Here is a 14,979-nt window from a genome sequence, read left to right on the forward strand (position 1 = left end):
GCGTCTTGTCCGTTCTCGCTGTCCTTTTTCAGAGTGGCGGAGCAATTGCAACAGAGGATGAAGATAACGCCCTGTCAGCAGCGGCCCGTCACGGGGATGCAGGCGCCCGTCACGGCGGCTGCGCCGTCCGACAGCAGGAAGGCGATGACGCTGGCGACCTGCGCGGGGGACACCCATCGGCTGAAGTCCGCGTCGCTCATGTCGGCGCGGTTGGCGGGTGTGTCGATGATAGAGGGCTGGACGGCGTTGACGCGAACGCCATTGTCCTTTTCTTCCTCGGCCAGCGCTTCGGTGAGCTTTGCGATGCCTGCCTTGCTGGCGGCATAGGCGCCCATGCCTGCCCCAGCCTTGATCGCGGAGGCCGCGCCGATGCTGACGATGGCGCCGCCGCCGTCGCGCAGGGAGGGGAGGGCGGCGCGGACGGCGTTGACGGCGGTGCGCAGGTTGATGTCGAACATCGTCGCCCAGGTCGAGACATCGCCATCCGCGACGGTTTCCCAGCGGAAGGTGCCTGCGACATTGACGAGCGCTGCGACCGGGCCGTTGGTGCTGATCGCCTGATTGACCGCAGTTGCTGTTGCGCCGGGATCGGTCAGGTCGACGCCGCCGAGATAAGCGCCCTGCGTCGCTGGGCCTGCGCTATCGGCGCGGTCTATGCCCGTCACTTTATAGCCTGCTTGTGTCAGCGCTTGGGTTACGGCCTGGCCCAATATGCCAGCAGCGCCGGTCACGATTGCGTGCGTTTTCATGATGTCTTCTCCTGTCTCTGCGATCAGAGCGTCGATTCTTTCAGTTTCCCTTGGCCGAGCGGTGAGGGGGCCTCATCAGGGCCGCCGACGCGGGTCAGATCGTGGGGATAATGAACCGAAGCCCGCCAGAAAAGCAGCCCGCCGAAAATTGTCAGCACCGAAAGCGAGAAGAGGCTGACGCGGAGGGATTCGGCGCCGAACCGGTCAGCCAGCAAGTCGCTGACGACCCCGCCTATCACCGGGCCAAATGCGCTGCCGATCACGTTGATGATGACGACCAGCATCGCGGTTGCCTGCGCCCGTTGATGCGGCAGGACGAGGCGGGCGGCGGCTCCGAAGGAAGGGCCTGCCCACATGGCCGCCATCATGCCGGTGAGGATGGAAAGCAACGCGACGCCAGGGACGCGCAGGCCGCCGATCTGCACCGCCGTTCCGCCCGGCAGGGTGAACATGACGATGAAGATCGGGAAGGCGAGGAGGAAGGCGATGGCGGGCACGCGCAGTTGCCAGGCTTCGCCACGGACGCGCAGGCGGTCCACGATGACGCCGCTCAGCAGGCTGCCGGTGATGCCGCCGATCGCCGCGCCGATGCCGAGCCAAGTGCCTGCCTCGACAAGGGTCATGCCATGCGAGCGCATGAAGAAGGCGGGCGTCCAGATGGCGGCGGCATAGCCGAATATATTGAACGTCCCGACGCCAAGGCCCAGCAGGCGCAAGGACGGGATCGACCAGCAGCGGCGGATGGCGCGCCACAGGCTTTCGGACGGTTCATCGCTCGGGATGTGAGCGGCCTTGTTGCGGCGGGGGCCGGTAAGCCAAAGCAGCAGCGCCAGGGGAAAGCCGGGGATGGCGAGCGCGAAAAAGGCCCAGCGCCAGCCCCACATCGCGGCAACGGCTGCGCCGCCGGTCAGGCCGAGGACGACGCCGATATAGGTGGAGGCGGAAAGGACGCCCATGGCGCTCGACCGGCGGCGTTCGTCATAGAGGCTCGCGAGGAGCGATTGGGCAGACGGCAGGCCGCCCGCTTCGCCGATGCCGACCATCAGGCGAGCGATGCTCATCTGTAATATATTGCCAGCCGCGCCGCATGCTGCCGTTGCCGCACTCCACAAGGTTGCGGACAGGGTGAGGACTCCGCGTCGCGACCAGCGGTCGGCGAAACGCGCGAGCGGCATGCTGAACAACACGTAACTGGCGACGAAGCCGGGTCCGCCGACCAGGCCGAGGAGCGAATCGGACGCGCCGAATTCCGATTTGATCGCGGGAATAAGGACGGAGAAGACGTGGCGATCCGCGTAGCTCAATGAATTGATCGCGAGCAGCAGCAACAAGATATAGAGCGCATAAGCCGCGCGGGCCGGGCGTTCCTCCGTCGGCGCCATCATTCTCTCCTCACATTGGCAGGCAACCGGTCCGCGTCGAAAAAACTTCAGGGCCGAATGCAATTATTCAAGGAGGGATGGCGCAGGTGCATCGGATTCGCAAGCGCGTAGGTTATTCGATCCGCAAATATGGAGCGACTGCCCCTGAACGCGGGACGGTCGTCAGTGCGCTGGGGCAGTTACGGGATCATGCGGACCTTTTAGGCGGATGGCCTATGAGCGTGCGGCATTACGGGCGCATATCCTTAGCTGTTGCCCGCTCCTACATCGATGATGGGTGGAGGCGGGCCTGGCCGGATCGGTCGCGGCAGGCCCGCATTCTTGCCTCACCATTCCATCTCGGGCGTGACAATGAGTTCCTTCACCGCGTCGGGAGCATAGGTCCAGGGTTCGTCGAAGCCGACGGAGACCGAGCTGTAGCCAAGGATCTGGCGCAGGATTTTGGACGATCCCTTCATCACTTCCGGGTCGATCGCCATCGGGAAGTTGATCATGGGTTTCCACCAGGGCGGGCAATAGCCGATGATCACGCCAGCGCGTTCGAGGTCCGTTGACGTGTTCGCGCCCGTGCCGTGCAGCAGCAGGTCGGTATAGATAAGCACCGATCCGGCGGGCGCTTCGGCGGGCACGGATTCATATTGGACGGCCCAGGATTGCGGTTCCGTGTCGCGATGGCTGCCGGGGACCATGCGGGTCGCGCCATTGGCTTCGACGAAATCATCAAGGCACCAGATGAAGCGGGTCTGCGCGGCACCTGCCGACAGCGGCATCGCGCCGCTGCGGTCGCGGTGGATACCCTGTTGCGCGCTGCCGGGGCGGGTGACGTTGGCGCCATAGCTGTGCACCAGATAGGATTCGTCCAGCGTCTGAGGTCCCAGCAGCTCGCGGGTCAACTGAAGCGGCAGTTCATGTTCCAGGATGTCGCGGAAGAAGCGTTCCCGGTTCATCAGATGGCAACCCGACATGCGGCGATTAAGGTCGTCATTATCGGTGTAGAAGCGGCGGACGCGCTCTTCATCGATGGCTTCTTCGCGGGCGATTTCGGCGGCGAGGAAGTCGCGCATCTCGCGCGCCTTGTCCTTGGTCACGACCTCGGCCGCGATGGCATAGCCCGTGCGGTCAAGATCGGCGCGGATCTGGTCCATGTCTTTGGTTGGTTGCGGCAGGGGGCCGTCAAATTCGAGCGGCTTTACAGGGCGCGTGTCCATTGCGCCCATATTGTGCGTGACTTGCCTCTTCGCGTTTCCGGTGGCCATGGCTTATCCTCTCTCCGATATTCGTCCGGTGTTCGGTCCACCTGTATTTTATATCCGCTGCGTTGCGCAATCAATTCGTACAGTCGTTGTACTTTCTTGCTTGAGCGCGCGCATCGCCATGGTCCAGTGCCAGGCGGCCCACAGGAAGAAGGCGGTGAGGCAGATCATCGCGTCCCGCAGGCCGAGGGCCGCGTCGCCGCCGCGCAGATAGGCGAAGGCGTCGCTCAGCACGCCTGCCACAAGAGGCCCCATCGATACGCCGATCAGGTTCGCCGCAACGATGTTCATGGCGCTTGCCCGCGCGCGCATCGACACGGGCGCGAGGCTTTGGGTGAGGGCGATCGAGGGCGCGGTCCAGAAGGAGCCGACGATGTAGCTCGGGATAAGGACGAGGAGAACGGCCTGCCCATCCGACATGCTGAGCGCCAGTATGTCCAGCGGGATGCAGAGGAGCATGCCCGCGATCGGCAGCCAGAGCGCCATGTGGAGGCCCGACTTGGCGAGCCGTGTTCCTTGCCAGCCACCTGCCCAGGTGCCGATCGCCCCGCATATGCCGGTTAGCAGGCCAAGGCCGACGCCGACATGCGCCAGGCTCATGCCATGGTTGCGGATGAGGAAGGAGGGCAGCCAGGTCGAAATGCCGGTTTGGGCGAAGGCCATGATCGCCGTCCCGGCGACGATGTGCATGAAGGCGCGCCGTTGTGAGAGGACACGCAGGCTTTGAAGAAAGCTCAAAGACTGGGCGGCTTGCGCCGGTTGATCGGAGGGGTCTTCGGTTCCGCCGCGGATCGGCTCGCGGGCGATGAGGGGGAAGAGGATCGCGATCAGGATGCCGGGGGCGCCCGCCAGTAGCAGCGCCGTGCGCCAGTCGGTCGCCTGCGCGACGATGCCGCCTATGGAAAGGCCCGCCATGATGCCGACGGGCACGCCGATGGCGAAGATGCCTGCCGCAGCGGGTCGCTCGCGCGGGGGGTAGAGGTCGGAGATCAGGGAGTGGGCGGCGGGGGCGAAGCCTGCCTCCGCAAGGCCCACGCCCATGCGTGCTGTGAAGAAGGCTCCGAAGCTGCGGGTGAGGCCGCATAGGGCCGTCATGACGCTCCAACTGGCGGTGAACAGCGCGATCAGCCGCACGCGATTGACGCCCCGGTCGATCAGCTGGGCGATGGGGATGCCCATCAAGGTGTAGAAAATGCCGAAGGCGCCGCCCGTAAGCAGGCCGAGTTCCCAGTCGGCGAGCTGGAAGTCGGCCTTTATGGGTTCCTGGAGGATGACGACGATCTGGCGGTCGAGATAGTTGAGGCTGTAGATGAAGGCGAGCATCAGCAGCATCGCCGTGCGGCGTTGCGCCTTGAGCGGGGCTGATGTTGCGAGCGCATCGGGGCCAGCCGCCGGGAGCGCGTCCGACATGGTCAGCGGTGCCGGGTTCGTCATCAGCTTGTCTCCCAAGGAGCCGCCGTCTTGCGCAACGGCTTAGGTCATTGGGCGCAGGATGATCGGAACGCTGTCAGGATCAACGCGGGCGCGCAACTTTCCGCGCATATGGAAGCCCGCAGGTCAGGCCTAGAATATCAGGACCGAGGCAGGCCGAGATGATGCTGGGCGATGATGGTGCGATGCACTTCGCTGGTGCCGCCATAGATGGTCTGGCCGATGGACTGGCGGTAGGATTCCTCGATCTTCGCCAAGGCGGGCGTTTGGTGGGTGAGCGTGCCGGGTGCGGCGAGGGCGGCGAGATCGGCGGCGTCAGCCATGTAGATTTCGGTGGTGAACATCTTGGCCATCGGGCCGATGGCGCGGGTCATGCGGCCCGCTTCGATCGCCCAGGTGACGCGGCGGCATAGGAGATCGGCGATTTCCAGATGTGTACGTACGCGGGCGAGGCGGGCGCGGACGGCGGGTTTGTCGATCGGGCGTTTTCCAGCCGCATCGGCGCTGCCTGCCCAGTCGAGCGCGGCGCGCATCAGGCTGTGGTGATAGATATGATAGCCTTCGCCGCCATGTTCGATTTCCATGGCGGCGGCCATGACCTTGAGCCCGCCATTGACTTCGCCGAGGCGATAGCGGTCGGGCACGCGCACATCGTCGTAGAAGGTGATGTTGGTGCGTTCATCCGGGAGCGTGTCGACCGGCTGGATCGTGACACCCGGCAGGTTCATGGGGAAGAAGAAGAGGGTGATGCCCTTATGCTTGGGCGCGTCGGGATCGGTGCGGGCGAGCATGAGGATATAGTCGGAGATGTGCGCGCCGGTGGTGAACATCTTTTGTCCGGTGATGATCCAGTCATCGCCATCGCGCACGGCGCGGGTGCGGGCGGCGTACATGTCTGATCCCGATGCTGGCTCGGTAAAGCCGAGGCAGGCGAGCGCCGATCCATCGGCGAGGCGTGGCAGGACTTCGGCCTTTAGTTCGGGCGAGCCGAATTTCATCGTCATGCGCGCGCCCATGTTGGTGCAGCCGATGGGGATGCGGGAGATGCCGAATTCCTCGAAGACGCGGCCGAGCGCGGTTACTTCCATGGGGCTGCGGTCTTGCCCGCCCCATTCGCGGGGCCAATCGGGATAAGCGAGGCCTGCGGCGGCAAGTTTGCGGTGGAGTTCGGGGAGGTGGCCGTCGGTGGATGTTGCGGCCTGCGCACGCAGGTCGGTGGTGACCGCCGTTTCGAGGAAGGCGCGGACTTGTGCTGCGAAAGCGTCTTCGTCCGGCGTGAAGCCCATTTCGATGCCGGGATCGCCTGCATCGGGCAGGGCGGTTGTTGCACCAGCCCAGAGCTGGTCGCCTGCTTCGATCAGCCGGTCTTCGGGGTCGCCCTCTGCCAGCGCGATGCGGTCGATCGCTAGGAAATAGAGATGGATGTCATATTCATCGGAAAGGCCATACCCGCCGAAGGTACGCAGCGCGCGCCGCACGGCGTTGCGGGCTGTGGTGGCGGTCCACCAGCTCGTCAGAGCGGTAAGCGCGCCTGCTTCGGACTGCTGCTGGGCGACGCCCCAAATGGTGCGCCATAGCAGGAGACGGCCACCCTCCATGTCGGTGATGGAGTCGGCGAGGGGGAAGGCGACGCCCTGAAAAGCGCCGATGGGCTGGTCGAACTGCTTGCGATCGGTGGCGTAGGCGGCGGCCATCTCGATCGCGCGGGTGCCTGCGCCGACGAGCCATGCGGAGCGGAGCAGGGTGCGTTCGGTGAGGGCGGCTTCGAAGGACTGCCTTGCAGCATTGCCGCTGGCGATGATGCGGGTTTCGGCGGTGGGCATGGTGGCGTGGATGGCGTCAGATTCCCAAGTCAGCTGGATGCAGCCCTGCTGCGGGTCGAAGCTGATGGGGGTGGATGTTACTTGTTCGAGCAGCGCGGCGGCGTCTTCGCCTTCAAGCTGGCCCAGCAGCGCGCAGGCGGCGATGCCGTCCGCGATCGGGAGAGGCGCCGCGCCTCGGCCCGCAGCTTCGCAGATCAGCGCGGCTTCCATGAGGCTCATGCCCAGGCCGCCGCGATCCTCTGGCGCGCGCATGGTGATGAAGCCCATCTCGGCGGCCTGGCTCCAGAGGCTGCCATCGACGGCGCCCTTCGACGCGCGGGCGGCTTGTACCACCTCTTCCCGATCGAAGAAGCGCAGGGCCGCTTCCTGCATCATCGCCTGCTGTTCGTTGAGTTCGAGGTTCATGCCATTTCCACCTTGTTCGCGCCCTCCTGCTTGGCCATCCTGAGGCGTAGGATGTCAATTTGGCGGCGGCGCGCTTCCGGCAATGCGGAAGGGCGCTGGTAGCGGATGCCCGCAGCGCCGATCGCGCGCAACGAGCAGTCCAGGAGTAAGGCAGATGGTAGAATATATCCGTTACGCGGTCGAGGAACGGGTCGCGACGATCACATTGGATCGCGCCGACCGGGCGAACGCGCAAAATGAACCCTTTTTGCGGCAATTGAACGAGGCGTGGGAAAAGGCGGCGGCGGACGAGTCCGTGCGCGTCATCCTGCTGCGCGCGGAGGGCAAGCATTTTTCCGCCGGGCATGATGTGAGCGCGGAGGCCATTCGCGACGGATCGTTCAACCGCATTCGCGAGACGATCCCGGAGCGCGGGCTGCTGGGCATCCATGAATGGGAGGCCAAGCATTATCTCGGCTATTCCAAGCGCTGGCGCGATATTCCCAAGCCGTCGATCGCGGCGGTTCAGGGGGCCTGCATCGCGGGTGGCCTGTTGCTGGCATGGCCGTGCGACCTGATCATCGCGGCTGATGATGCGCGCTTTTCCGATCCGGTGGTGCTGATGGGCATTGGCGGCGTCGAATATCATGGCCACACATGGGAATTGGGGCCGCGCAAGGCGAAGGAGATGCTGTTCACCGCCAGGCCGATCGACGCGCATGAGGCGGAGCGGCGGGGCATGGTGAACCGGGTCGTGCCGCGCGCGGAGCTGGATGCCGAGGCGCTGGCGCTGGCCCGCGAGATTGCGCAGATGCATCCGCATGCGCTGGCGATGGCGAAGCGGGCGGTGAACCAGACGCTGGACATCATGGGGCAGAGCGCGGCGCTGCAAAGCTGTTTCGATATCCACCAGCTGGGCCATGCGTCGGCCTATGGTCAGACGGGTGAGTTCATCGTGGCGGGCATGGACAAGGTGAAGTCGCACTCATGAGCATAGTGACGCAAGTCGAGGGCGGGGTCGCCACGTTGACGCTGAACCGGCCCGATCGATTGAACGCGGTTACGGAGGCTATGCTGGATGAGATCGCGCTGACATTGCGTGGCTGGTCGATCGATCCGGCGGTGCGATGTGTCGTTTTGGCGGGCGCGGGGCGCGGTTTCTGTGCAGGCTATGATTTGTCGGGTGACGGTAAGGAAGAGCGGGCCGAGCCGATGCGCGCCGATGAAGCGGCTGCGTGGATGAGCATTCATGGCGAAATTCCGCTGCTGCTTCATCGCATGCCCAAGCCGACGATTGCTTGTTTGCGTGGGCCGGTGGCGGGGAGTGGGCTGGTCATGGCGGCGGCGTGCGACCTGCGGATCGCGTCGCGGACGGTGAAGTTCAAGCTCGCTTTCGCCAGCGCGGGGCGGTGCGGTGATCCGGGGGGGAGCTATCTGCTCACCCGGCTGCTGGGCGCGGCGCGGGCGCGGGAGATGTTCCTGCTGGACGAGCCGATGCTGGGGGACGAAGCGCTGGCCAGTCGGCTGATCAATCGGCTGGTTGAGGATGCGGTGCTGGAGAGTGAGTGCGCAGCTTTGGCGGCGAAGCTGGCGGGCGGGCCGACGGCGGCCTTTGCGGCGATGAAGCGTAACCTCAATGCGGCGGAGGTCATCGCGCTGGAGGAGAGCATGGCGCAGGAGGCGGCTGCGAACGCGCAGATCAGCTTGTTTTCGCATGATGCGAGTGAGGCGGCGCGGGCGTTCATGGAGCGACGCGCGCCTAGTTTCCTGGGCTACTGAAACGCTGAAAATAGCGGCTTTTTGAGTAGCTGTTCCGGTATGACGGAATTGCGCCGGGTTCGGCTTACCTCATGCCAAAGATTCGATATTGCAAAAAACAAGAGTGGCGCGCTCGCATGCGCTCGACAGCAGATGGGATGGGATGAATGGCCACGGCGGCAAAGGCGATCGACACTGACAGCATCCGGCGCGCGGTTGAGCTGGCGGACCTGAACGCGCTGCGGGTCGCGCTGTACCAGAATAGCGGGGACGAGGAGATCGCCGCCCTGCCCGGCGCCGCGCAGCTGAGCGAGGGGCAGAAGGCGCTGCTGAAGGCGCGCGCGGTCGAGTGGCTGGCGGACAATGCCGGGGCGGCCGAACTGTCCGAACCGCCCGAAGAGGAACTGCGCCGCCTGATGACGATGCTGTCGGGCGAGATGACCGATGTCGAGTTCGAGGCCCGGCGTGACCTTCCGGCCTTCCGTGCCGTTCCCTGCGCTGTCGAATGGGAGGGCGAGAAGCCGGAGATTCCAGAAGGTTTCCGGATCGTTATCGTCGGCAGCGGCCCGGCTGGGATCGCGGCGGGGGTGCAGTGTGAGTTGCTCGGCCTGCCCTATCTGCTGCTGGATCGTCAGCCCGAGGCGGGGGGTACGTGGACGATCAACCGCTATCCCGATGTGCGGGTGGATACGCCGTCCATCACCTATGAATATAGCTTCGAGAAGCTCTACCCGTGGGGCGAGCATTTCAACCGGGGTGAGGATGTCCGCGAATATCTGCAACATGTCTCGCGCAAATATGGGGTGATGGCGAACAGCCGCTTTGGCCATGATGTGAAGGGTGCGGTGTTTGACGAAGGCCGCAACGTCTGGCGGCTGGATGTCGAAACGCCGGGCGGGCGTCAGGAGATTGTCGCCAATGTGGTGATCACCGCTTGCGGCACCTTTGCCAATGCGCAGTTGCCTGACATTGAGGGCGTGCATGATTTCGGCGGGCAGATCATCCATCCATCCGCCTGGCCGGAGGGGTTGGACCTGACCGGCAAAAGCGTCGCCATCATCGGCAATGGATCGACCGGCGTGCAATTGCTGAGCGCGGTCGCGCAAAAGGCGGGGCATGTCAGCGTCGTGCAGCGCACCCCGCAATGGATCAGCCCGCGCGAAAAATATGGCGCGCCGATTGAGCCGGAACTGGCCTGGCTCAACGAGAATATGCCCGGATACTGGAACTGGTCGCGCTATACCGCGACGATGCCGTTGTTCGACATCGACCGGTTGCAGCGCGTCGATCGCGAATGGCAGGCGCAGGGGGGGAAGGTCAGCAAGGCGAATGACGAGATGCGCGCCTTCCTTACCAATTATATCCGGCAGGAAACCGGCGGGCGGGAGGATCTGATCGAGAAGCTCATCCCCGACTATGCGCCGATGTCGCGGCGTCCGGTGGTCGACAATGGATGGTATCGCGCGCTGACCCGCGACAATGTGGAGTTGCTCACCGGTTCGGTCGCGCGGTTCACGAAGACCGGTTTTGTGATGGCGGATGGGACGGCGCGGGACTTCGATGTCGTCATCGCCGCGACCGGTTTCGATGTGCTGAAATATCTCTGGCCCGCGCGGTATAAGGGGCTGAGGGGCAGGGACCTGCACGACACATGGGATGCAGGGGATGGGCCGCGCGCTTATCTGTCGATGATGGTGCCGCAATTTCCCAACCTGTTCATGCTGTACGGTCCCAATTCCCAGCCGCTGACCGGCGGCACGGGTCTGCCGCAATGGTGGCTGATCTGGGCGAGCTATGCCGCGCAATGCGTCATGCGCATGCTGAAGGAAGACAAGCGCCGCGTCGATGTGAAGCCCGAAGCGTATGAGCGCTATAATCGCGAACTGGATGCCGAGGCACAGAACTGGCTGCAGATGACGCCCGAGGGCGGTATCGAGAAGAATTATTATGTGAACCGCACGCACCGCAGGCTTCAGGTCAATGCGCCGTGGCTTAGCCCCGATTATCACCGCATGTGCACGGTGGTGAATTGGGACGATCTGGAATTGAGCTGAATAGCGATGCCCCGCCCGGCCCTGGCCGCGTCACGCGCCATCGACATTTTGAACTTCATGGCGGCGGCGCCCTTGCGCGGCTATTCGCTGACGGAACTGGTGCGGCAGCTGGACCTTAATCCGGCGTCCTGCCACGCGCTGCTGGGCGCGATGACGCGGGACGGGTATTTGGTCCGGGCGCAGCGGGGGCGGGTCTATCGGCTTGGTCCGGCGTTGATCGCGATCGGTCATGCCGCGCTGCAATGCCATCCGGTGGTGGCGGCTGCGCGTAATCAGATCGCGCTTTTGTCGGCTGAGCTAGAAATGGACAGCTTGCTGACCGCGCGGCTGGATGACCGGCTGATCGCGCTGGCGTCGGAGGGGCCGGGGCGGCTGCCGGGGCTGGCGGTGGGTCAGCGGGTTCCGCTCATTCCGCCGCTTGGTACGCCCTTCCTTGCCTGGGCTGACGAGCGCGAGGTGGATAGCTGGCTCGCTAAGGCGGCGGGGGCGATCGATGCTGACCGGCTGCGGCGGTCGCTCGCGATGGTTAGGCGGCGTGGTTATGCGGTCACGCAGCGTAGCCCTGAACAGGCGGCGACCGGGCTTGCCGTGCTTGGCATGGCGGAGGAACCGCTGGCCGGAGACCGGCAGAAGCGGGTTGCCGAACGGATCGGGCAGATGGGCGAGGATTATCTGATGATCGAGGCGCAGCCCGACCGGCTGCATCCGGTGATGATGATCTCCGCCCCCGTATTTGGTGACGATGGCGCGGTGCTTTGCACATTGTCGCTGTTCGGTTTCGATCGGCCGCTGCCGCTGAGCCGGATTGCCGCTCTGGGCGAGGCAGTCGCGCGGCATTGCAGGGCGGCGAGCGCGATGCCCGGCGAACCAGACAAGCAGATAAATGAAGTTGGGAGAGGCTGAACATGCGGGCGCTGATCTACGAAGGGCCGGGCAAGGTTCGTTTTGTCGAGGATGTGGAAGTGCGGGAGCCGGGCGCGGGCGAGGTGCTGGTGCGCATCGTGGCGAGTGGCATTTGCCATTCCGACATTTCCGTCATCAACGGCACGATCGACTGGCCTGCGCCTGCGGTGCTGGGCCATGAAGGGGCTGGCATTGTTGAAAAGCTGGGGCCGGGCGTCACCGAACTGGCAGTGGGCGACCATGTGGCGCTGCATACGCTGGCGAATTGTGGGCGCTGCGGGCCGTGCGAGAGCGGCAGGCCGACCCACTGCCGCCAATCCTATGGCAACCGCGCCCAGCCGTTCAGCCGCAATGGAGAGCCGGTGTCGAGCTTTGCGGCAACGTCGACCTTTGCCGAGAAGACAGTGGTGAAGGCCAATCAGGCCGTCAGGATCGATCCGACGGTGCCGCTCGACATTGCCTGCGTCGTGGGTTGCGGCGTGCTGACCGGGGTGGGATCGGTCGTCAACCGGGCGCGGGTGAAGCCGGGCGAGACGGCGGCGGTGTTCGGCATCGGCGGTATCGGGCTTAATGTGTTGCAGGGCTTGCGGCTTTCCGGGGCGAGCCGGATCATCGCGATCGACTTGCTGCCTACGCGAGAAGAGAAGGCGCGGGAGTTTGGAGCGACGGACTTTATCGATGCGTCGCAAGGCGATGTGCCGCAGCGGATCAAGGACATCGTGTCCGGGGGCAATCCCGATCATGGCAGCGGCGTCGATTGGGCGTTTGAGTGCGTCGGCAATACGCGCGTGCTGAACGATGCCATGGCGAGCCTTGGCTGGGGGGGCAACTGCGTGATTGTCGGCACGACTGCGGCGGGCACGATGGCGGAGGTATCGCTGACGCCGCTTTCCTTTGTGGATCGCGGGGTGATGGGCGCGCGCTATGGGGCTTCGCGGCCGCATCAGGATATCCCATCCTATATCGCGCAATATCGGCAGGGTAAGCTGCTGCTGGATGAGCTGGTGACGCAGCGTTACGACCTTTCAGACTTTGAGCGTGCATTCCACGATCTGGAGGAAGGGAAGCTGGCGCGCGGGGTGTTCGTGTTGTGACCGGGGCTTGGGATTTGCCGCCGTTGCGGACGGGCTATGCCGCCGATGATGCGCTGGTCGAGCGGCGGGCGCGGGCGGCGGGTCCTGCCGATGCTGCGGAGCGGGCGGGCGAGGCGGTGATTGGCGATGTGCGTTGCCTGATTGTCGAACCGCGTGGCGGCGGACAGGGAGAGATGATCTACCTGCATGGCGGGGGGTATCGGCTGGGTTCGCCGCTTGCCTATATCGACTATGCCCAGAGGATCGCTGATGCAGCGGGGCGGCGGATCATCCTGCCCTTTTATCCGCTTGCGCCTGAGCATCCTTTTCCGGCTGCTTTGCATGCTGTTGTGGCGGTGTATCGCGGGTTACAGGACCGGCAGTCGGTCGTGGTTGCGGGGGACTCTGCCGGAGGCGGGTTGGCGGCGGCGTTGTGCCTTATGGCGGCGCGGGCTGGCGAGCGGCCCGCTGGTGCAGTGCTCGTGTCGCCGATGCTGGATTTGACGGCGCGAGGTGAGAGCCTTGATCGTAATGCGGCGCGTGATCCTATGTTTTCGAAGTCCGCCGTGCTGGATAGCGCGGGGCTTTATTTGCAGGGGCATGATCCGCGCGATCCGCTGGTTTCGGCGCTGGAGGCGGACTCGGCGGACTTTCCGCCGACATTGGTGCTGACGGGCGGTGCGGAGGTGTTGCTGGATGAGGCGATCGCCTTTGCCAAGCGGCTGGCGCTGGCGGATCGGCGGGTCACGCTGCATGTCGCGCCGGGCATGGGGCATGTGTGGCCTTTGCTGGCGCCTGAAACGGGCGAAGCGCGGGATGCGGTCGCGGCGATTGCCGCCTTTGTAAAAGCGCTGAAATCTACTGGCTCTGAGGATTCCGCGTAGCCGGAAAGCCGTCCCGCTTAATTGCCAGACGCGGGCGTGTGCAGGACAACAAGTACCAACTTATCATAGCTGACCGAAAGACATTGCGATGACGACGCCCAGCCTTCCGTTCCCCGTCTATGACGCGGACAATCATTTTTACGAGCCAGAGGATGCGCTGTTCCGGCATTTGCCCAAGAAGTGGCACAAGGATTTCCGCTTCGTCGAAGTGGATGGCCGCAAGCGGTTGGCGATCAAGGGACAGATTTCGGACTATATCCCCAACCCGACCTTTGAGCGCGTGGCGGCGCCCGGGACGCACGTCAAATATTATAAGGCCGACAACCCGGAAGGCCTGACGATGCGGCAGATGACGGGGAAGCCGATCGCGCCGCCGGAATCCTGGCGGACGGGCGGGGAACGGCTGGCGGTGCTGGACGGGCATAATGTGCATGCGGCGCTGATGTTTCCCACCCTCTTTTCGGTGATCGAAAAGTGGATGAGCTATGATCACGAGTTTCTGCATGATGCCTTGCATGCGTTGAACCAGTGGACGAGCGAGGAATGGGGCTTTGCGCGCGAGAACCGGCTGTTCGGCGTTCCGGTGGTGTCGCTTGCCGACATGGACCGGGCGCTGGCCGAGACGGACTGGCTGATCAAGCAGGGCGCGCGGACGATCTGCATCCGGCCTTCCCCAGTGCCGGGCTATCGCGGCGGGCGGTCGATGGGGCTGAAGGATTTCGATCCCTTCTGGGCGCGGATCGAGGAGGCGAAGATCTTCGTGTCGATCCATGCTTCCAATTCCGATTACGACCATTTGATCGAAATGTGGACCGGCGGGGCGGAATGGTTGCCGTTTGAATCCGATCCTTTCGTCAATTGCCTGCGGATTATCGAGCGAGCGATTTCCGATACGATCGCGGCGATCATTTGCGGCGGCGTTTTTGACCGCTTCCCCGGTGTTCGGGTGGTGAGTGTCGAGAATGGTGCGAAGTGGGTCATTCCGCTGATCGAACAGTTGAAGCATGTTTATGGGCAGATGCCGCAGAAATTCATGAATGATCCCGTTGACCAGTTTCATCGGAATATTTTCGTGACGCCCTTTGTCGAGGATGATTTCGGGCAGTTGAAAGAGCATATGCAAGTCAATCGCATCTTGTTCGGGAGTGACTATCCGCATCCGGAGGGGACTGAACACCCACTCGATTTCCTTCATGAGTTGACGAGCTATTCGATGGCGGAGAAGGAAATGGTGATGTCGTCGAACCTGAAGGGCCTGTTGGAAGGCGTGCGCAATTAAGGACGA

General features: G+C 64.0%; 12 protein-coding genes. 7 read left to right on the forward strand and 5 right to left on the reverse strand.

The window, feature by feature from the left end; all coding sequences use genetic code 11:
* Positions 1-74 precede the first annotated feature (74 nt).
* From ACZ5TB_RS13405 to ACZ5TB_RS13425, 5 genes are all read right to left on the reverse strand, one after another.
* Complete coding sequence (locus ACZ5TB_RS13405) at positions 75-749, reverse strand: SDR family NAD(P)-dependent oxidoreductase (RefSeq protein WP_464792970.1); 675 nt, start codon at positions 747-749, stop codon at positions 75-77.
* A 23-nt stretch (positions 750-772) separates the two neighbouring features.
* Entirely contained in the window at positions 773-2,134 is a 1,362-nt protein-coding gene (locus ACZ5TB_RS13410) for a spinster family MFS transporter (RefSeq protein WP_464792971.1), read from the reverse strand.
* Between the two features lie 323 nt (positions 2,135-2,457).
* On the reverse strand, positions 2,458-3,387 hold the full coding sequence (locus ACZ5TB_RS13415; protein ID WP_464792972.1) for a phytanoyl-CoA dioxygenase family protein: 930 nt from the start codon (positions 3,385-3,387) through the stop codon (positions 2,458-2,460).
* Between the two features lie 48 nt (positions 3,388-3,435).
* A complete protein-coding gene (locus ACZ5TB_RS13420; protein ID WP_464792973.1) occupies positions 3,436-4,818 on the reverse strand; it encodes a spinster family MFS transporter in 1,383 nt (460 codons plus the stop codon).
* Positions 4,819-4,955: 137 nt separating this feature from the next.
* The gene (locus ACZ5TB_RS13425) at positions 4,956-7,043 is read right to left on the reverse strand and encodes an acyl-CoA dehydrogenase (RefSeq protein WP_464792974.1); all 2,088 of its coding nucleotides are present in this window, start codon (positions 7,041-7,043) and stop codon (positions 4,956-4,958) included.
* Between the two features lie 154 nt (positions 7,044-7,197).
* Between ACZ5TB_RS13425 and ACZ5TB_RS13430 the strand changes: the two genes are divergently transcribed.
* From ACZ5TB_RS13430 to ACZ5TB_RS13460, 7 genes are all read left to right on the forward strand, one after another.
* Complete coding sequence (locus ACZ5TB_RS13430) at positions 7,198-8,013, forward strand: enoyl-CoA hydratase (RefSeq protein WP_464792975.1); 816 nt, start codon at positions 7,198-7,200, stop codon at positions 8,011-8,013.
* Complete coding sequence (locus tag ACZ5TB_RS13435; protein WP_464792976.1) at positions 8,010-8,801, forward strand: enoyl-CoA hydratase-related protein; 792 nt, start codon at positions 8,010-8,012, stop codon at positions 8,799-8,801. The genes ACZ5TB_RS13430 and ACZ5TB_RS13435 overlap by 4 nt, the downstream gene beginning before the upstream one ends.
* A gap of 146 nt (positions 8,802-8,947) precedes the next feature.
* Entirely contained in the window at positions 8,948-10,834 is a 1,887-nt protein-coding gene (locus ACZ5TB_RS13440; protein ID WP_464792977.1) for a flavin-containing monooxygenase, read from the forward strand.
* A 6-nt stretch (positions 10,835-10,840) separates the two neighbouring features.
* Positions 10,841-11,737, forward strand: coding sequence for an IclR family transcriptional regulator (locus ACZ5TB_RS13445; RefSeq protein ID WP_464792978.1), 897 nt, complete (start codon positions 10,841-10,843; stop codon positions 11,735-11,737).
* A 2-nt stretch (positions 11,738-11,739) separates the two neighbouring features.
* A complete protein-coding gene (locus tag ACZ5TB_RS13450) occupies positions 11,740-12,831 on the forward strand; it encodes a Zn-dependent alcohol dehydrogenase (protein WP_464792979.1) in 1,092 nt (363 codons plus the stop codon).
* On the forward strand, positions 12,828-13,694 hold the full coding sequence (locus tag ACZ5TB_RS13455; RefSeq protein WP_464792980.1) for an alpha/beta hydrolase: 867 nt from the start codon (positions 12,828-12,830) through the stop codon (positions 13,692-13,694). Before ACZ5TB_RS13450 ends, ACZ5TB_RS13455 begins: the two co-directional genes overlap by 4 nt.
* Positions 13,695-13,782: 88 nt before the next feature.
* Positions 13,783-14,973, forward strand: a complete 1,191-nt coding sequence (locus tag ACZ5TB_RS13460; protein ID WP_464792981.1) for an amidohydrolase family protein — start codon at positions 13,783-13,785, stop codon at positions 14,971-14,973.
* The last annotated feature ends 6 nt before the right edge of the window (positions 14,974-14,979 follow it).

This window comes from Sphingobium sp. TomTYG74 (assembly GCF_055393875.1).

Bases quoted from the DNA above. Each gene is read 5' to 3' on its own strand.
- ACZ5TB_RS13405 (WP_464792970.1), bottom strand. From the start codon at position 749: ATGAAAACGCACGCAATCGTGACCGGCGCTGCTGGCATATTGGGCCAG.
- ACZ5TB_RS13410 (WP_464792971.1), bottom strand. From the start codon at position 2,134: ATGATGGCGCCGACGGAGGAACGCCCGGCCCGCGCGGCTTATGCGCTC.
- ACZ5TB_RS13415 (WP_464792972.1), bottom strand. From the start codon at position 3,387: ATGGCCACCGGAAACGCGAAGAGGCAAGTCACGCACAATATGGGCGCA.
- ACZ5TB_RS13420 (WP_464792973.1), bottom strand. From the start codon at position 4,818: ATGACGAACCCGGCACCGCTGACCATGTCGGACGCGCTCCCGGCGGCT.
- ACZ5TB_RS13425 (WP_464792974.1), bottom strand. From the start codon at position 7,043: ATGAACCTCGAACTCAACGAACAGCAGGCGATGATGCAGGAAGCGGCC.
- ACZ5TB_RS13430 (WP_464792975.1), top strand. From the start codon at position 7,198: ATGGTAGAATATATCCGTTACGCGGTCGAGGAACGGGTCGCGACGATC.
- ACZ5TB_RS13435 (WP_464792976.1), top strand. From the start codon at position 8,010: ATGAGCATAGTGACGCAAGTCGAGGGCGGGGTCGCCACGTTGACGCTG.
- ACZ5TB_RS13440 (WP_464792977.1), top strand. From the start codon at position 8,948: ATGGCCACGGCGGCAAAGGCGATCGACACTGACAGCATCCGGCGCGCG.
- ACZ5TB_RS13445 (WP_464792978.1), top strand. From the start codon at position 10,841: ATGCCCCGCCCGGCCCTGGCCGCGTCACGCGCCATCGACATTTTGAAC.
- ACZ5TB_RS13450 (WP_464792979.1), top strand. From the start codon at position 11,740: ATGCGGGCGCTGATCTACGAAGGGCCGGGCAAGGTTCGTTTTGTCGAG.
- ACZ5TB_RS13460 (WP_464792981.1), top strand. From the start codon at position 13,783: ATGACGACGCCCAGCCTTCCGTTCCCCGTCTATGACGCGGACAATCAT.